This window comes from Streptomyces sp. NPDC008137, from assembly GCF_042957035.1.
Classification (GTDB): Bacteria; Actinomycetota; Actinomycetes; order Streptomycetales; family Streptomycetaceae; genus Streptomyces.
Genome location: NZ_JBIBHN010000008.1, coordinates 101,157 through 118,566, shown reverse-complemented (window position 1 = coordinate 118,566; position 17,410 = coordinate 101,157). Strand labels below are relative to the sequence as shown.

Genomic DNA, 17,410 nt, shown 5'->3' with positions numbered 1-17,410 from the left:
CCCACGCCCCTGACGAAAGAGACTCTCATGTCCGAAGGCACCCTGTGGAGCGCCGATCTCGGTGCACTGCACGTCGATACGGATGCCAATACGGGCCTCTGGGGCTACCTCTGGCTCCAGACGGACAAGAAGACCTTCAAGGAATGGCTGGACCAGCACCTGATCGGCTTGGCCGCCGTGCACAACATCGAACTCACCCGAAAGCTCCGCCGCTTCCACAAGAACTTCTACGAGCAGACGATCACCATCTTGCGGGACAAGCTCCAGGCCGACGAGGCGTTTATCTACCACCCTGTTCCGCTCACCTACATGCCCCTGGTGATGCACGCCACCCGCATCCATTGCGACGCCCCAGACGCGGCCGCCTGTGACGGGTTCAGCGCGCCGACCGTGCCCCACCCGGACATCCCCGAGTGGCAGCAACGCACCGGCAGCGTTGCATTCGCCTCCCCATATCTGGGCGAGGACGGCGTCCGAGTGACGCGCTCCTACCCGGCGGACAGCACCATCATGATGACCTCGGTGACCTATCACTGGCACACCCCACCCGGCATCCCGGACGTGTGCCTCCGCGGGCACCACGACGACCCGGAAGTGATCGCCGCGGCATTGGAGGCACTGGACGACTTCGCACGGACGCTCCGGCTTCCCGGGACGCCCCATTGACCGGCGCCGCTGGGGCGGATTCAAGCAGGTTGATCTGGCGCCAGAGACCTGTTTCGCACGGCCGGAGCCACGGGAGGTGTTCGCGGACCTGTTCGAGGGTCTGCTCTGTCGGGCCGGACCCCGGAAGGCCCTCGGGGAGGCGCTATCGCTGACGCCCTGCCCGGCTCTTCCCCTTCCCCTTCTTCCGAAGCCTCCGCATCCGTTCCCGCTCCCGAGCTGCTTCCTCATCGGCCCGGGCGCTGATCCAGCGGTAAAGGAACCAGCCCACCAGCACGGCGCTGATGACGTAGCCCAGAAACGCGCTGCCAGTACCGGGGATGTAGGCGCAGCTCTCCGAATGGCAGTTCTTGCCCGGCAGTCCACTCAGCAGATAGAAGAACGGTCCGAACGCGGCCGCGCAGCAGACCGCCGTCCCGGTGGCACGCAAGCCACGCGCCAGGCGTGTACGGCCCGGGGGTCCGGCCGCACACCGCAACGCTCCGATCGCTCCGAGCACGGTGATCATGCCAAGGGCGCCACCGACTGCCCAGGAACCACCGGGCAGGTCCACCAGCGTCGGTACCGTCGCACGCACGAATCGCTTCCACAGCCCCATGACCAGCAGGACTACTCCCATGCCGACCACCAGACAGACAACCACCCCAGCGATCCCCAGGCCGTCTCGTGCCTCGAACCTGCGGTTGGCTCCTGCGTCTTCGGCTGGTCTGCGCACCTGTCGTCCCCTCATACCAGCTGACGAACTCCGGCCGGGCAGGCGCCGACCCGGTGCGTTCGGCATTCGCTGCCGCACCAGGCCGGCGCCTCACGGCTACTTCCGAGCCTGCTTCGCCAGCTCCTCATCGATCTGCTCGAACTTGTCCGCAGCCATGGTCAGGTAGTCGCCCATGCCGTCCAGACCGTCCAGCGTGGTCTTCGCGCCGTTCACGAACTCCTCGAAGTTCTCGTCGAACGCCTTGGACGAGCTCTTGGTGACGTAGCCGCCCTGTACGAGGTTGTTGATGTACTTCTTGAGGCCCTCGAGCTTCTCGTGGAGCTTTTCCTTCTCCTTCACGACATGCTTGGCAGCATCCCGCATGTCCTGATAAGTGACATCAAGGTCCTTGGCCATGAAGCCGCTCCCTCTCACAACGCCGCAGGGCCAACCCCCGTGGCTCCCTGTTTGCGGACTCATCGGCCCACAGGCCGAGTTACTGATCGCACGTGGCAACCGGTGTGATCGTCCGCTCTTGCGGTTGCAGCTTACGGGTGTGGCCAGTGGTGCCACATCCCCGGCTTGTGAACGAGACGTCATGAAGTCGTGTACGACGTTGCCATCGGGAACGTCTCGGCGCCTCCCCATTGCCCCACTGTCGTACCGAACGGATATCGTCCCTTACGACTGTGGCCCGCGTGACCGAAGCGAACAGACAGCGGACGCGGACGCAGCGACAGAGACCACCGCGGCCACACCGGCCCAGTGGCACGGGGAGGACTAGTCGTGCGCCTGACTCTGACCGTCGTCGACCCGTACGGCGGTGGGACCGCCGACGTCGTACTCGATGCCGATCCTGAGTCCACCGTGGGGGACATCGCCCAGGAGCTGGCCAAGCAGGTGGGGCACAGCGGGGCGCAGGTCATCCCGCTCGGACAGCAGCGGCACGCGCCGGCCAACAACGCGCCCCTCGTGTACGTGGACGGGTACCCCGTCGATCCGCACGCCACCGTCGTCGGCTCGCCCCTGCGCGAGGGCGCGGTCGTCAGCCTTCAGGACCCGTCCGGGTGTCTGCCGGGTGAGCCCACCGGGCTCGTCGAGCTGCGGGTCGTCGGCGGGCCCGCCGCCGGGTTCGTGCACCGGCTCGGGGTCGGGCGGTACGACATCGGCAGCGGGGCCGCCTCGTACATCCGTATCGACGATCCCGAGGTCGACGCCCGGGCCCTCACCCTCTCCGTGGCCACCGACGGCACCTGCCAGGTCGCCGTGCACATGGACAAGGAGCACGTCACCCTCGACGGCACCTCCCTCGCAGAGAGCGAGAAGGAGGAGCCCAGCGACAAGAAGAGTGGAAAGAAGAAGCAGAAGAAGGAGAAGGAGAAGGGCGACAGCGGCGAGAAGAAGAAGGGCGGGCCCGGCGAGTGGCCCCTCGGGGGGCAGATCGCGCTTGGGAACACCCTCCTCGAACTCACCCGGTACACGCCCCCGAACGCCGCCCTTAAGTGGTCGGACGACGGCGTCGGCCTCGACTACAACCGTCCTCCGCGGCTGCGCCCGCCCGAGCGGCAGACGAACTTCCGGCTTCCCTCGCCGCCTCGCGAGTACGAGGCCCGGCCGCTGCCCTGGCTGATGGCGTTCACGCCGCTCGTGGGCGCCCTCGTCTCCGTGATGATCTTCCAGCGCTGGTACTACCTGATCATGGCGCTGCTGAGCCCGGTCCTGCTCTTCGCCAACTACCACAACGACAAGAAGCACGGGCGTAAGTCCCACGCCAAGCAGGTCGAGGAGTACGAGGAGCAGAAGGAGCGGATCGAGAAGGACGCGCAGGACGCCCTGGTCGCCGAGCGGAACGATCGGCGGCATGCCATTCCCGACCCCGCCACGATCCTTGCCCTCGGGACCGGGCCGCGGACCCGCCTGTGGGAGCGGCGGAGGACCGATCGCGATCACCTTCTCGTCCGCTTCGGGACCGGGCAGCTGCCCTCCGCCGTCGTGCTCGACGACCCCGAGCAGGACGACCACCGCCGCCAGGTGACCTGGAAGATCGAGGACGCCCCGGTCGCGCTGCACCTGCGCACCCTCGGGGTGATCGGCATGGCCGGGCCAGGTGATTCCGCTCGTGCGCTCGGGCGGTGGGCCGTGGCGCAGACCGCGGCGCTGCACAGCCCGATGGACGTGCAGTTCTACGTGCTGAGCGAGAACGCCGCGCAGGAGTCCTGGGACTGGACGCGCTGGCTGCCGCACTCCCGGCCGTCCGGCGGGCAGGACGTCAACGCGCTCATCGGGACCGACGCCGAGACCGTCGGCGCCCGCATCGGCGAGCTGACGCAGATCCTCGACGCGCGCAAGAAGGCCGCCGAGCAGAACAAGTCGCAGGCCGGTTCGAGCTTCAGTGATCCCGACATCGTCGTGGTGTGGGACGGGTCGCGGCGGCTCAGGTCCCTTCCCGGGGTGGTGCGGTTGCTGCGTGAGGGGCCTGCCGTGTCCATGTTCGCCCTCTGCCTGGACGCCGAGGAGCGGTTCCTGCCCGGTGAGTGCCAGGCGTACGTCGTCGCCGAGCCGAAGGTCCAGGAGTACGAGCCCGCCCTGCAGGTCCAGCAGCAGTCCCAGCAGCAGGTCGCCGGTGGGTTTCCCTCCTTCCAGGCCTGGCACACCAGCGATCAGCAGCCTCAGCAGGCCGGCCGAAGCGAGCAGTTGCGGCTGCGCGTCGAGGAGGCCGGTGCGGAGCGGCTGAAGGACGTACGGCCCGACTTCGTCTCCGCCGCCTGGTGTCTGCGGCTGGCCCGGTCGCTGTCGGCGCTGCGGGACATCAGCGGGGAGACCGAGGACTCGGCGCTGCCGGGTTCGAGCCGGCTGCTGGACGTGCTGCAGCTGGAGCCGCCGACGAGTGACGCGATCACGGCCCGGTGGCGGATGGGCGGGCAGTCGACGCTGGCCGTCATCGGTGAGTCGTACGACGGGGCGTTCGGGATCGACATCCGCAAGGACGGTCCGCACGGTCTGATCGCCGGTACGACGGGTTCCGGTAAGTCGGAGCTGCTGCAGACCATCGTGGCGGCGCTGGCCGTGGCGAACACGCCCGAGAACATGACCTTCGTGCTGGTCGACTACAAGGGTGGCGCGGCCTTCAAGGACTGTGTGCATCTCCCGCACACCGTCGGCATGGTGACCGACCTCGACGCGCACCTGGTGGAGCGGGCCCTGGAGTCGCTGGGTGCGGAGCTGCACCGGCGCGAGCACATCCTGGCCTCCGCCGACACCAAGGACATCGAGGACTACCAGGATCTGGTGCGCCGGGATCCGTCGCACAAGCCGGTGCCCAGGCTGCTCATCGTCATCGACGAGTTCGCGTCCATGGTGCGTGACCTGCCCGACTTCGTGACGGGGCTGGTGAACATCGCCCAGCGAGGCCGTTCCCTCGGTATCCATCTGCTGCTGGCGACCCAGCGGCCGTCCGGTGTCGTGTCGCCCGAGATCCGCGCCAACACCAACCTCCGTATCGCGCTGCGTGTGACGGACGGCGGTGAGTCGTCCGACGTCATCGACTCGCCCGAGGCCGGGCACATCTCCAAGAACACCCCGGGCCGCGCCTACGCCCGCCTCGGCCACGCCTCCCTGGTTCCCTTCCAGTCGGGACGTGTGGGTGGCCGCCGGCCCGGTGCGGCCGACCCGGCCGTGCTCATGCCCTGGGTGGGCCCGCTGACCTGGGAGGACCTGGGCCGGGCCGCGCTGGTCAAGCCCAAGGCGGAGGCCCGTGAGGAAGAGGAGATCACCGACCTCAAGGTTCTCGTCGACACCATCCGCGACGCCAACAGCTCGCTCGGTATCCCGCCGCAGCACAGTCCGTGGCTGCCCGCGCTCGACGAGACGCTGCTGCTGGACGACGTCGAACTTCCCGCGTTCGCGGGCGGTCCCGGCAAGCTGCCGCCGGCCCCGTACGGCATCGAGGACCTGCCCGCCAGCCAGGCCCGGCGCCCGGTCGCCGTCGACTTCGCCTCCTTCGGCCACCTGATGATCGGCGGTGCCCCGCGCAGCGGCCGTTCCCAGGTGCTGCGCACCCTCGCGGGCTCGATCGCCCGTACGCACTCGATCGCCGACGTGCACCTCTACGGCATCGACTGCGGCAACGGCGCGCTCAACGCCCTGACGCGGCTGCCGCACTGCGGCGCGGTCGTCGGCCGTAACCAGACCGAGCGGGTCGTACGGCTCGTCAACCGGCTCAAGGGCGAGATGGGCCGCCGCCAGGACCTGCTGGCGGACAAGGGTTTCGCGGACATCGGCGAGCAGCGGTCCTCGGTCGCCGAGGACGAGCGGCTGCCGCACATCGTCGTGCTGCTGGACCGCTGGGAGGGCTGGGTGCCCACGCTCGGCGAGATCGACCACGGCTCGCTCACGGACGAGCTGCAGACGATGATGCGCGAGGGCGCGAGCGTCGGCATCCACCTGGTCCTCACCGGTGACCGGACCCTGCTCGTCGGCCGGATCGCGACCCTCACCGAGGACAAGTACGGTCTGCGGCTGGCCGACCGCAGCGACTTCTCCGCGCTCGGCATCCCGGCCCGCAAGGTGCCCGAGGAGATCCCGCCGGGACGTGCCTTCCGCAACGAGTTCGGTACGGAGACGCAGTTCGCGCTGCTCGCCGAGGACACGACCGGTCAGGGTCAGGCGGCCGCTCTGGCGGCGATCGGCGAGGCCGCCGCGGCCCGTGACGCCGATGTGCCGCGCTCGCGGCGCCCGTTCCGCGTGGACAGCCTGCCCAGCCGCATCTCCTTTCCGGAGGCCTGGGAGATGCGCGACCCGGACGCGTCCCGTTCGCGTCTGTGGGGTCTGGTCGGTATCGGCGGCGACGAGATCGTCGGCTTCGGCCCGGATCTCGCGGAGGGCGTGCCGGCGTTCGTGGTCGCGGGTCCGGCCAAGTCGGGCCGTTCGACGGTGCTGTGGAACTTCGCGCAGTCCTTCCTGGCCCAGGGCACGCGCCTGGTGATCGCGGCGCCACGCCAGTCGCTTCTGCGTCAGCTCGACGGCGCGGACGGCGTACTGAAGGTCTTCACCGGCGACGACATCGACGAGGACGAGTTCGAGGAGCTCATCGACCAGGCGTCCCTGGAGGAGCCGATCGCGGTCCTCATCGACGACGGCGAACTCCTGGAGGACTGCGACGCCGAGAGCCAGATGAAGAAGCTGGTTTCCCGCGGCGCCGAGCGCGGCCTCGCCATGGTCATCGCCGGTGACGAGGAGGACGTGTGCAGCGGCTTCTCGGGCTGGCAGGTCGACGCGAAGAAGGCCCGCCGCGGCATCCTGCTCTCCCCGCAGGAGTCCTCCAGCGGCGACCTCATCGGCGTACGCCTGAACCGCGGCATGGTCGGCGGCCAGGTCGCCCCGGGCAAGGGCATGCTGCACCTCGGGGACGGGGAGCTGCGGACCGTCGTCATCCCGGGGTGAGGCGTTGAGCGGGGGATCGGCGAAGCCGAAGCGGAGGAAGGCGGCGGGGCCGGCGCTGCGGTACGAGCACCGGCCGGGCCGCCAGAACGCCGGCCAGCGGAAGAAGCGGGACTGGAGCTGTCTCGGGGGCTGCCTCGGGCTGCTCGGCTTCGCCGCCCTGCTGATGCCGCTGGTCTTCTTCAAGGTGTACTGGGGCCACGAACTCTGGGGCGAAGTCGCTCCCGCTTGGCCCGGCGGTGGGTACGCCTTCACTGCCACGGTCGGCGCGTTGGTGCCGCTGGTCTTCTTGGCCTGGGCAGCTCCGCTGACCCGGATGAACTGGAAGAGGAGCAAGGCGCGTTCGCTGGCCCTGGTGGCCGCGTCCCTACCGGGGCTGGCCGCGTGCTACCTGGCCGCCGGGGTGATCTCCGCAACCATACGGCCCAAGAGGCGCCGTGACTGGGACTACGACTGCTACAGCCAGGGCGGCCCTTGCTGGGTGCACGTGCACTACCCGTGGCTCTGGGCCGTCGGCCTGGTCGCGACCCTCGCGTCGGCCGTCCTCCTGATCACCCTGTTCGTGAAATACGGAGGCCGATCGGCCTCTACCGCACCTTCGACATCCGAGCCCGAGGCCGCCCCGACTCCTCGCTCTCCGAGCGGTACTGGAGATCGTCGCCCACCGGGCTGAGGCGGACCGTCGTGGCGGCCGGGTTGCAGCCGCCGTGGTTGGTCTTCGCGCCCACGGACCTCGCGACGAGCTCCTTCTTCGTCACCTGCTTCAGGGTCAGTACGTCGATGCAGACGCCGCCGATCTGGTCGGTCTGGCGGAGTCGGCCCAGCTCCTGGCCGACGGAGGCCCGTTCGACCGTGATCCGGAACGTGCCGAGGGGCAGGTTGCCGTCCAGGGCGGTGCCCTGGCCCTCCCAGGTGCCGAGGTAGGCGGCGGGCACCTCACCGGGGGCACCGCTGCTCGCCGACGGTGCGGCGTGGTCGGCGCCCGGGGCGGCCCCGTCCCTGTCGTCCTGGGCGTCGCGGCCGCCCGGCAGCAGGTCGAACACCAGCACCGATCCGAGCGTCACGGCCGCCATCGCCCCCGCGACCGCCAGGGCGACGGAGCAGCTCAGCTTCCGCACCCGGCCGCCGCCCTCCGGCGTGGACGTCGCCGCCACGGAGACGGTGACCTTGCCGGGGCGGCGCCCGGTGGACGACGGGGCCGCGTCCTCCGGTACGGCGTCCCGGGGTGCGGGTACTGCGGCGGCGGAGGAGGAGGTCGCCGACGTGGGCATGACCGGTGGCGGCCCGAACACCCCTGCCCCTGCCCCTGCCGCCCCGGTAGCCTCAGCCGCCTCCCCTGTCTCGTCCTCCCCTGTCGCGTCCCCCACCCCCACAGAAGGACTGCTGAACCCCACCGGCCCCGAAGCCCCGCCTTCCTCCGCCCCCGCCCCGGGACCCGCCCCCGCCGCCTCCAGGTTCAGCAGCCGCACGGCACTCCGGCTCACCTGCTCCACCAGCGCCCCCGGCAGCCACCCGCCCGTCACCAGCCGGGCCGCTCCCTCGGGGGCCAGCCGCCGGGCCAGTTCCGCCGGGGCGGGCCGGGCGCCCGGGTCCTTCGTCAGGCAGGCGGCCGTGAGGGACCGCAGCTCCCCGTCGAGCAGGCCGAGTTCCGGCTCCTCGTGGACGACCTTGTAGAGCAGGGCCGCCGAGGAGTCACCGGGGAAGGGCGGTTCGCCGGTCGCCGCGTACGCCAGGACCGCGCCCAGCGAGAAGACGTCCGCCGCGCCCGTGACGCCCCTGCCGAGGATCTGCTCGGGCGACATGTAGCCGGGCGAGCCGATCGAGACACCTGTGGAGGTCAAGGACGCCGTGCCGTCCGTGGCCCGGGCGATGCCGAAGTCGATCAGCAGGGGGCCGTCGAGCGTGAGCAGGACGTTCGACGGTTTCACGTCCCGGTGCACCAGGCCCAGCTCGTGCACCGCCGCCAGCGCCTCGGCGAGTCCCGCTCCCAGGGCTCGTACGGTGTGGGCGGGAAGGGGGCCGAAGTCCGCCACCGCCGCCGACAGCGGCGGGCCCGCCGCGTACGCCGTCGCCACCCACGGCACCCGCGCCTCCGGGTCGGCGTCCAGGACCGGCGCCGTCCACGCGCCGCCCACCCGGCGGGCGGCCTGGACCTCGCGCCGGAACCGCGCCCGGAACTCCTCGTCCAGCGCGAAGTGCGGGTGCACGATCTTCACGGCGACCGTTCGGCCTCCGGCGCTGCGGGCCAGGTAGACCCGGCCCATCCCACCGGAGCCCAGTCGGCCGAGCAGCCGGTAGGGCCCCACGACGGTGGGTTCGTCGACTTCGAGCGGCCGCATGGCGTCACCCCTCCCCCGTGGACGGAAGGAGGCCCGGACAGGCCTCCGTCCGCCCGCACTCCCAGCAGAGTAGTGCGGGAGGAGCGCCCGCTCACGGCTGCAGCAGGTCCACCTTCACGTCCGCCGGGAAGCCGGTCGTCGGGCCGACGCGCCGGGCGAACTCGGCGACGGCCGCGAGCTGCGGGCCACCGAAGCGGAAGTCGAGGGTCGTGAAGTACTGGGCGAGGGTCTGCTCGTCGAAGTCCTCCCAGCGAGCGGCCTGCTCGGCGACCTTGTCGACCTCCTCCAGGGAGAGGTTGCGGGAGGCGAGGAAGGCCTCGTGCACCTTGCGGGTGAGGACCGGCTCGCGCTCCAGGTAGTCGCGGCGTGCCGCCCAGACCGCGAAGACGAACGGCAGCCCCGTCCACTCCTTCCACAGTGCGCCCAGGTCGTGCACGGCCAGGCCGAAGCGCGGCCCGTCGAGCATGTTCGCGCGCAGCGCCGCGTCGCCGATGAGGACGGCCGCGTCGGCCTCCTGCATCATCAGGCTGAGGTCGGGCGGGCAGGTGTAGTAGTCGGGCCTGACGCCGTAGCGCTCGGCGAGGAGCAGCTGGGCGAGGCGGACGGAGGTGCGGGAGGTCGAGCCGAGGGCGACGCGGGCGCCGTCCAGCCGGTCCAGCGGGACCTGCGAGACGATCACGCACGACATCACCGGGCCGTCGCAGCCGACGGCGATGTCGGGGAAGGCGACCAGTTGGTCCGCGTGCTTGAGGAACTCGACCAGGGTGATCGGCGCGATGTCGAGTTCGCCCTGCACCAGCTTCTCGCTGAGCTTCTCCGGGGTGTCCTTCGTCAGCTCGAAGTCGAGGAGCGTGCCCGTTCTGGCGAGCCCCCAGTAGAGGGGCAGGCAGTTCAGGAACTGGATGTGGCCGACGCGCGGCCGGGTGCGAGGATTGTCCACATCGTGAGGCTAGCCCTCTCGGCCCAGCGGTCGGCGTCCGGCCCCGCCGTGGGTTCGTGATCGCCGTCGGAGGCCCTCTCCGCCAGTCGGCGGCGGGATGTTCAAACATTCGGGTGACGTGATCTTGACCCCTATTGCATTCCGGGGCCTGCGTGCTAGGCTCATCGCAAGTTGCAGTTTGGTTTCCCTTGCAGTACAGAGCCTGCGGAGCATGTGACCGCGGGCTCTCGTCATTCTCAGACGATTGCAGTTGTGCAGAATTCATCTTCACACTTGCTGGTTCTGGAGCAGGGCAACCCTTTTGGGCCCAAGGAGGGCTTATGGCTACCGGAACCGTGAAGTGGTTCAACGCCGAAAAGGGCTTTGGTTTCATCGCCCAGGAGGGCGGCGGCCCCGACGTCTTCGTCCACTACTCCGCGATCAACGCGAGCGGCTTCCGCTCGCTCGAGGAGAACCAGCAGGTGTCTTTCGACGTCACGCAGGGCCCGAAGGGCCCGCAGGCTGAGAACGTCACGCCGGTCTGATCAGTAGTACCCAAGGAGCCCCGCGCCGTCAGGCGACGGGGCTCCTGCCTTTTCCGTCCTCTTCCGGTTCTGCCGTTCCCGGAGAGGCCGATGAATTTCCGGCGAATTCTGCGGGACGCTCCGCTCTGGCGAGTCGGACCCGGGGGTCCGGCCGGCTCCCCGACGGGCCGGGAGAAGATGTCCGGATGCAGGGACATGGAGAGCACGGCGAGAACCGCGAGCACGACGAGAACGGCGAGCGGGAAAGCGGAACTCCCGCGCACAACCACATGGCGACCGGCGTGGCACTCGGCCTGTCGCTCGGCACGGCCCTCGGCCTGTCACTGGGCGTGACCGTCTTCGACAACGTCGGGCTGGGGCTCGCCCTGGGCCTGGGCCTGGGCACGGCGATCGGAGCGGGGGCGGGGGCCGGAGCGGCGAGGGCGGCCGCGGACCAGGCCGAAGGCCGCGGAGACGAGCCGACCAGCTAGACACGCATGGCCCCGGGGGGAGCCTGCGGGCGAGGGGCCAGGGGGTCGGGCCGATCAGTCCCACCAAGGCCAGAAGGCCGGGCACGCAGACAGCGGAGCGGACAGGCGGAGCGGACAGGCGGAGCGGACAGGCGGAGCGGACAGGCGGAGCGGACAAGCAGACCGCACGGGCCCTGAGCAGGGTCCAGAGGGCCGACAGACGAACAAGCGCCACCGCCCCGCGCGAACAAGCGCCACCGCCCCGCGCGAACAAGCCCCACCACCCCGCGCGAACACGCCAAGGCCGACGCGAACACGCCACGCCAAGGAGGCCGACAGCCAAACCCCGGGCGAGCCCACCAGCCCCCGCAGTAGGGTCTCGCGCCATGACCGACGCCGACTTCGTGACCGAGACCCGTACCTTCTACGACACCGTCGCCGAGGAATACGCCGCCCACTTCCCCGGTCTGCACGGGATGACGCCCCTGGACCGGGCGCTGCTGGCCGGGTTCGCGGAGCTGGTGGGTGCGGGGGGCGAGGTCGCCGACCTGGGGTGCGGGCCCGGGCGGGTGACGGCGTTTCTGGCGGAGCGGGGGGTGTCGGTCTTCGGTCTCGACCTGTCGGAGTCGATGCTCGCGATCGCCCGCCGCGAGAACCCCTCCCTGCGGTTCGAGCAGGGCTCGATCCTGGAGCTGGACCTGCCCGACGGCTCGCTCGACGGGGTCGTGTCCTGGTACTCGACCATCCACACCCCCCTCGACCACCTGCCGGGCGTCTTCGCCGGGTTCCACCGCGTCCTGCGGCCCGGCGGGCATCTGCTGCTCGGCTTCCAGGCCGGGGACGAGCCGCGCCGCTACGAGGAGGCCTTCGGACATCGGGTGGCCGTCGAGTTCCGGCGGCGCCGGCCGGAGCAGATGGTCACCCTGCTCGAAGCCGCCGGATTCGCCCTGCGCTCACGGACCGTACGGGAGGCCGACGAGGAACTCGGCGAGCCGACCGCCCAGGCCTGCCTCGTGGCCCGCAAGCCCCCGAAGCCCCCCACCCCCTAGAGAAAACCCCCAAGAAAACCCCCTGGAGAACCCACTAGAGAACCCCCAAGAGCACCGAACCCCCTGGAGAACCCGCTACAGCGTCCCCTACACACTCCCCTACACACCCCTCTACAGCACCCCCGCGATCTCCCTCGCCGCGATGTACCCGAACGTCATCGCCGGGCCGATGGTCGACCCCGCGCCCGCGTAACTGTGGCCCATGACCGCCGCGCTCGCGTTTCCGGCGGCGTAGAGGCCCGGGATGACCGAGCCGTCCTCCCGCAGGACGCGGGCCCGGGCGTCCGTCACGAGGCCGCCCTTGGTGCCGAGGTCGCCGGGGACGATGCGGAAGGCGTGGTACGGGGGCAGCCACAGGGGTGCCAGGCAGGAGTTCGGGAGCACGGACGGGTCCGTGTAGTAGTGGTCGTAGGCGCTGTCGCCGCGGTGGAAGTCGGGGTCCTCGCCCCGCCGTGCCTGGGAGTTGAAGCGGTCGACGGTCGTGCGCAGGGCCGCCGCCGGGACGCCGATCGAGGCCGCGAGCGCGTCCAGGGACCAGGCCTTGTGGGCGGCGCCCGAGTCGTACCAGGCGCCGGGCAGGGGCAGGGTCGGCAGGACGTCCTTGAAGAGGTAGCGGTTGCGGTAGTTCTGGTCGGTGATCAGCCAGGCCGGGATGGCCTCGGGTGCGTCGTACATGGTGTGGACGACGTCGCTGTAGGGGGCGGCCTCGTTGACGAAGCGCCGACCGGCCCCGTCGACCAGGAGGCCGCCGGGGAGGGTGCGTTCGGCGAGGCAGAAGTACGGCTGGCCCGGGACCGGGATCGCCGGGCCCCACCAGGCGTCGTCCATCAGGTCCAGGGCCGCCCCGAGCCGCTCCCCCGCCAGGATGCCGTCGCCGGTGTTCTCCTTGGCGCCGACGGTCCAGTCCGTGCCGATGGGCTGCCGCTGGAAGCGCTCGCGCATCGCCGCGTTGTGCTCGAAGCCGCCGGAGCCGACGATCACGCCCCGGCGGGCGCGGACCAGGCCCGGGACGCCGTCGCGGGTGACGACCGCCCCGGTGACCGCGCCGTTCTCGACGTGCAGATCGGTCAGGGGCGTGTCCAGCCACACCGGCACCCCGGCCAACCGCAGTCCGGCGCGCAGCCCGGCCGCCAGGGACTGGCCCATGGTCAGCGGCTTCTCGCCGCGCAGCGCGGCCGCCGTGCCCCGGGCCAGGCACTGGGCCGCCACGGCCGCGCCCTTGGCGTTCACCGCGGCCAGGGTGACCCACTTGTAGTCGGCGCTGAAGACGACCATCCCGGCGGGTACGTCCATGTAAGGCGGGTTCAGCCGGGCCAGCTCGGGGCCGAGGATCCGGCCGTCGAGCTGGTCGGGCTCGATGGAGCGGCCGTTCGGGAGGCCGCCGGGCAGCTCCGGGTAGTAGTCGCTGTAGCCCTCCATCCAGCGGAAGCGCAGGGGGCTGTGGGCCATGACGTAGGAGATCGTGGCCGGGCCGTGGGCGAGGAAGGCGCGCTGCCGGTCGGCGGGGACGTCCGGGCCGACGACGGCGGCGAGGTAGGCGGCGGCCTTCGCGGGCGTGTCGGGGACGCCGGCCGCCAGGAGCACCGGGTTGTTGGGGATCCAGATCCCGGCGCCGGAGCGGGCGGCCGAGCCGCCGAAGGTCGGGGCCTTCTCCAGGACGACGCAGCTCAGCCCCTGCCCGGCGGCGGTCAGCGCGGCGGTCATGCCGGCCGCGCCGGAGCCGATGACGACGACGTCGTAGGTGCCGAGCGGGGGTAAGTCGGCGGCCTGGGCGCCCTGCTGTACTCCGGCGGCGACCGCGAGGCCGGCGCCCGCGGCACCGGCCAGCACTCGTCTTCGGGAAGGAGCCCGCGAGGGAGCCCACTCGGAGGCCCGGGAAGAAGCCCGGGAAGGGGTACCAGCGGGTGGTGCGGAGTTCGTGCCAGTGGTCATGACGGCTCCAGCGCGACGGGCGCCCCGACGGGACACCTCAAGGGGTGGGGAATGTCGCGCGGGCACCCCGCGAAGTCAAGAGCCAGACCGCGAAGTCAAGCGCCCGGCCTACTCGAGGCCGATGGCCGCGCAGTCCGCCTTGTACTTCGAGGTGCAGATGTCCTTCACGGTGTACACGCCGTCGGTGATCACCGTCTCCTTGATGTTGTCCTTGGTGAGGGCGACCACCGGCACCAGCATCGCCGGGATGTTCTTCGCCGTGGGGCTGTCGACCGTCTCCCGGGTCAGCGCGGCGAACTCGATCTGACGGCCCTGGACCTTGGCCACCGCGATCTTCGCGGCGTTGGTCGCCTCCAGCAGGAAGGACTTGTAGACGGTCATGTACTGCTCCCCCGACACGACCCGCTGCACCGCGTCCAGGTTGGCGTCCTGCCCGGTCACCGGCGGCATCTTGCTGGCGCCGGCCTCCTCCATCGCCTCGATGACGGCGCCCGCCATGCCGTCGTTGGCCGAGTAGACGGCGGCGATGTTGTTCAGCCCGACGGCCCGGATCGCCTTCTCCATGTTCGCCTTGGCGATGGAGGGCTTCCACTCCTTGGTGTCGTACTGCTCGACGATGTCCACCTGGCCCCGGAGCTCGCTGAGCGCGCCGTCCTTGAAGCGGGCCGTGTTGGGGTCGCCGGGGTCGCCGTTCATCATGACGACCTTGCTCTTCTCGGAGTTCTCGCCGAGCTCGCCCATGATGGCGCGGCCCTGCACCTGCCCGACGAGTTCGTTGTCGTGGGAGACGTAGGCGTCGATCGGGCCCTCGGCGAGCCGGTCGTAGGCGATGACCGGGATGCCGGCGTCCTTGGCCTTCCGCACGTCCGAGGCGATCGTCTTGGAATTCAGCGCGTCCACCAGGATGACGTCGACCTTGTCGTCGATCATCTTCTGGAACTGCGCACTCTGTCTGGACACGCTCGCGTCGGCGTTGGCGTAGCGCACCTTGCCCTTGTTCTCCGTGAGGGAGGCGACCTCGTCCCTGATCAGGGGGTAGTCGAACCTCTCGAAGCGGGCCGTGTCCCGGTCGGGCAGCAGCAGGCCCACGGTGATGTCGTTGCCCTTCCGCACGGCGGTGTCGTCACTCCCGTCGTCGCCGCACGCGGTGAGGGACAGGGCCGATACGGAGACCGCCAGGGCTATGGCGGCAGGGCGCACAGCGGTCCGACGGGTGTTACGCGCTTTCACTGGTGGTGCCTTCCGTGAGGGGAGCGGAGCATCGCGACGGGATTGCTCGAAAGCCAAGGGGAGACGGCGTGCGGCGTCAAGAAAATCGTGTGAAGACATCGCAAAGGCCGCCTCACGCCCCGGCCGCCTCAGCGTGCGTACAGCCCCTCGACCTCGTCCGCGAACGCGCGCAGTACCGCCTGGCGGCGGAGCTTCATCGACGGGGTCAGATGCCCCGCCTCCTCGGTGAAGTCCTCGGGGAGGATGGCGAAGGCGCGGATGGATTCGGGGCGGGAGACCATCTTGTTGGCCTCGTCGACGGCCCGTTGGAGGACCGCCCGCAGGTCCTCGTCGTCGACGAGGAGTTTGGCCGGTACGGGGTGTTTGCCGTTCATCTGGCGCCAGTGGGTGATGCCGTCCGGGTCGAGGGTGATCAGGGCCGAGACGAAGGGGCGGCCGTCGCCCAGGACGAGGCACTGGGAGATCAGCGGGTGGGAGCGCAGCCAGTTCTCCAGGGGGGCCGGGGCGACGCTCTTGCCGCCCGCGGTGATCAGGAGTTCCTTCTTGCGGCCGGTGATCGTGAGGTAGCCCTCGTCGTCCAGTTCGCCGAGGTCGCCGGTGGCGAGCCAGCCGTCGGGGGCGGCGGGGACGACGCCGCCGGCCGCCGGGTCCCAGTAGCCGCGCAGCACATGGTCGCCGGCGAGGAGGATCTCGCCGTCGGCGGCGATCCGGACGCGGGTGCCGGGCAGCGGCCAGCCGACCGTGCCCAGGCGGGGCTTGAGGGGCGGGGTGACGGTGGAGGCGCCGGTGGTCTCCGTCAGGCCGTAGCCCTCGAAGATCTCGATGCCGGCTCCGGCGTAGAACGCGGCGAGGCGACGGCCGAGCGGTGAGCCGCCGCAGATCGCGTAGCGGACCCGGCCCCCCATGGCGTTGCGGATACGGCGGAAGACCAGGGGGTCGTAGAAGACCCGGGCGGTCCTCAGGGCACGGGAGGGGCCCGGTCCGGTGCCGGTCTGCTGGGCCTCCATCGCCTCGCCGTAGCGCCGCGCCACCGACACGGCGCGGTCGAACGAGGTCACCCGGCCGCCCGCCTCGGCCTTGGCACGGGCCGAGTTGAAGACCTTCTCCAGCATGTAGGGGATGGCCAGCAGACAGGTCGGCCGGAAGCTCGCCAGGTCCGGCAGCAGGCGGTCGGCCTTGATGCTGGGGGCGTGGCCCAGCCGGACCCGGGCGCGGATGCAGGCGATCGCGACCATGCGGCCGAAGACGTGGGACATCGGCAGGAACAGCAGGACCGAGGCCTCTTCGCTGGTCTTCGTCTTGAAGACGGGGTAGAGGAGCTCGATCGCGTTGTCGACCTCGGCGAAGAAGTTGCCGTGGGTGAGGGCGCAGCCCTTGGGGCGGCCCGTGGTGCCCGAGGTGTAGACGAGGGTGGAGAGCGTGTCGGGGCCCAGCATGCCGCGCCGCACCTCCACCTCGTGGTCGGCCAGGTGCTGCCCGGCTTCCGCGAGCCGGTCCACGTGGCCCTTGTCCACGACCCACATGTGGTGGAGGTCCGGGAGGCGTTCGCGCTCCGGGCCGAGGGCGGCGGCCTGCGCGGCGGTCTCGGTGACCAGGGCGACCGCGCCCGAGTCCTGGAGGATCCAGCGGGCCTGGAAGACGGAGGACGTGGGATAGATGGGGACGGTGACCAGTCCGGCCGACCAGGCGGCGAAGTCCAGGACCGTCCACTCGTAGATCGTGCGGGCCATCACGGCGACCCGGTCGCCCGGCATCAGGCCCTCGGCGATCAGCCCCTTCGCCACGGCGAGCACCTGGGCGGCGAACTCGGCCGCCGTGACGTCGCTCCAGTTCCCCTCGGCGTCCTTGCGGCTGAGCACCACGGCGTCCGGCTCCGCGCTCGCGTTGTCGAACGGCAGGTCGGCGAGCGACCCGTGCGTCCACGGCGGCGCCAGCGGCGGTACGGCGGCCTCCCGCACCACCCCGTCCAGCCGCCGCGTCTCGGGTTCGACCAGGACCGGTCCCCCGTACACGTCGTCGCCGTAGGCGGAGGAGGAATACGCAGTGGACACGGGCGGCTCCTGGGGCGTGCAGCGGAGAACTGCTTGCTGCATGGACGTACGTGCCTCGCACGCCGAGGCGCTCAACCGGCTGAACCCGCAGAAAGGGGTT

At 70.7% G+C, this 17,410-nt stretch carries 13 protein-coding genes; 6 read left to right on the top strand and 7 right to left on the bottom strand.

The genetic code is table 11. The features are described 5' to 3' along the window. Positions 1-27: 27 nt before the first annotated feature. Positions 28-666 carry a hypothetical protein gene (locus ACFZBT_RS15635; RefSeq protein WP_391103240.1) on the top strand — a complete coding sequence of 213 codons (639 nt, stop codon included), beginning with the start codon at positions 28-30 and terminating at the stop codon, positions 664-666. A 142-nt stretch (positions 667-808) separates the two neighbouring features. On the opposite strand, the gene ACFZBT_RS15630 is transcribed toward ACFZBT_RS15635, so the two are convergent. Both ACFZBT_RS15630 and ACFZBT_RS15625 read right to left on the bottom strand, forming a co-directional pair. Next, positions 809-1,282 (bottom strand): hypothetical protein, encoded by a 474-nt coding sequence (locus tag ACFZBT_RS15630; RefSeq protein WP_391103238.1) that lies wholly within the window; start codon positions 1,280-1,282, stop codon positions 809-811. A gap of 192 nt (positions 1,283-1,474) precedes the next feature. Beyond that, complete coding sequence (locus ACFZBT_RS15625; RefSeq protein ID WP_391103236.1) at positions 1,475-1,774, bottom strand: WXG100 family type VII secretion target; 300 nt, start codon at positions 1,772-1,774, stop codon at positions 1,475-1,477. 369 nt (positions 1,775-2,143) lie between these two features. On the opposite strand from ACFZBT_RS15625, the gene ACFZBT_RS15620 reads away from it, so the two are divergent. Beyond that, complete coding sequence (locus tag ACFZBT_RS15620) at positions 2,144-6,799, top strand: FtsK/SpoIIIE domain-containing protein (protein ID WP_391103234.1); 4,656 nt, start codon at positions 2,144-2,146, stop codon at positions 6,797-6,799. A 4-nt stretch (positions 6,800-6,803) separates the two neighbouring features. Further along, complete coding sequence (locus ACFZBT_RS15615) at positions 6,804-7,469, top strand: hypothetical protein (RefSeq protein ID WP_391103232.1); 666 nt, start codon at positions 6,804-6,806, stop codon at positions 7,467-7,469. Here the strand turns inward: ACFZBT_RS15615 and ACFZBT_RS15610 are convergent. Next, the gene (locus ACFZBT_RS15610; protein ID WP_391103230.1) at positions 7,384-9,135 is read right to left on the bottom strand and encodes a protein kinase; all 1,752 of its coding nucleotides are present in this window, start codon (positions 9,133-9,135) and stop codon (positions 7,384-7,386) included. The two genes, ACFZBT_RS15615 and ACFZBT_RS15610, sit on opposite strands and share 86 nt — an antisense overlap. 91 nt (positions 9,136-9,226) lie before the next feature. Then, complete coding sequence (locus ACFZBT_RS15605) at positions 9,227-10,075, bottom strand: MqnA/MqnD/SBP family protein (RefSeq protein WP_391103228.1); 849 nt, start codon at positions 10,073-10,075, stop codon at positions 9,227-9,229. Between the two features lie 320 nt (positions 10,076-10,395). Between ACFZBT_RS15605 and ACFZBT_RS15600 the strand changes: the two genes are divergently transcribed. From ACFZBT_RS15600 to ACFZBT_RS15590, 3 genes are all read left to right on the top strand, one after another. After that, complete coding sequence (locus ACFZBT_RS15600; RefSeq protein ID WP_003992177.1) at positions 10,396-10,599, top strand: cold-shock protein; 204 nt, start codon at positions 10,396-10,398, stop codon at positions 10,597-10,599. Between the two features lie 185 nt (positions 10,600-10,784). After that, complete coding sequence (locus ACFZBT_RS15595; RefSeq protein ID WP_391103226.1) at positions 10,785-11,069, top strand: hypothetical protein; 285 nt, start codon at positions 10,785-10,787, stop codon at positions 11,067-11,069. Between the two features lie 365 nt (positions 11,070-11,434). Further along, positions 11,435-12,097 (top strand): methyltransferase domain-containing protein, encoded by a 663-nt coding sequence (locus tag ACFZBT_RS15590; RefSeq protein WP_391103223.1) that lies wholly within the window; start codon positions 11,435-11,437, stop codon positions 12,095-12,097. Positions 12,098-12,208: 111 nt separating this feature from the next. On the opposite strand, the gene kstD is transcribed toward ACFZBT_RS15590, so the two are convergent. The 3 genes from kstD to ACFZBT_RS15575 all read right to left on the bottom strand — a co-directional run bounded on the left by kstD (position 12,209) and on the right by ACFZBT_RS15575 (position 17,310). Then, positions 12,209-13,927 carry a 3-oxosteroid 1-dehydrogenase gene (gene kstD / locus ACFZBT_RS15585; protein ID WP_391103220.1) on the bottom strand — a complete coding sequence of 573 codons (1,719 nt, stop codon included), beginning with the start codon at positions 13,925-13,927 and terminating at the stop codon, positions 12,209-12,211. Between the two features lie 210 nt (positions 13,928-14,137). Further along, the gene (locus ACFZBT_RS15580; RefSeq protein WP_391103218.1) at positions 14,138-15,229 is read right to left on the bottom strand and encodes a substrate-binding domain-containing protein; all 1,092 of its coding nucleotides are present in this window, start codon (positions 15,227-15,229) and stop codon (positions 14,138-14,140) included. 158 nt (positions 15,230-15,387) lie between these two features. After that, complete coding sequence (locus tag ACFZBT_RS15575; protein WP_391103215.1) at positions 15,388-17,310, bottom strand: AMP-binding protein; 1,923 nt, start codon at positions 17,308-17,310, stop codon at positions 15,388-15,390. Positions 17,311-17,410 lie beyond the last annotated feature (100 nt).

What these genes read in the sequence shown, in the direction of transcription:
- ACFZBT_RS15635 (WP_391103240.1), top strand. Translation starts at nt 28, where the DNA reads ATGTCCGAAGGCACCCTGTGGAGCGCCGATCTCGGTGCACTGCACGTC.
- ACFZBT_RS15630 (WP_391103238.1), bottom strand. Translation starts at nt 1,282, where the DNA reads ATGGGAGTAGTCCTGCTGGTCATGGGGCTGTGGAAGCGATTCGTGCGT.
- ACFZBT_RS15625 (WP_391103236.1), bottom strand. Translation starts at nt 1,774, where the DNA reads ATGGCCAAGGACCTTGATGTCACTTATCAGGACATGCGGGATGCTGCC.
- ACFZBT_RS15610 (WP_391103230.1), bottom strand. Translation starts at nt 9,135, where the DNA reads ATGCGGCCGCTCGAAGTCGACGAACCCACCGTCGTGGGGCCCTACCGG.
- ACFZBT_RS15600 (WP_003992177.1), top strand. Translation starts at nt 10,396, where the DNA reads ATGGCTACCGGAACCGTGAAGTGGTTCAACGCCGAAAAGGGCTTTGGT.
- ACFZBT_RS15595 (WP_391103226.1), top strand. Translation starts at nt 10,785, where the DNA reads ATGCAGGGACATGGAGAGCACGGCGAGAACCGCGAGCACGACGAGAAC.
- ACFZBT_RS15590 (WP_391103223.1), top strand. Translation starts at nt 11,435, where the DNA reads ATGACCGACGCCGACTTCGTGACCGAGACCCGTACCTTCTACGACACC.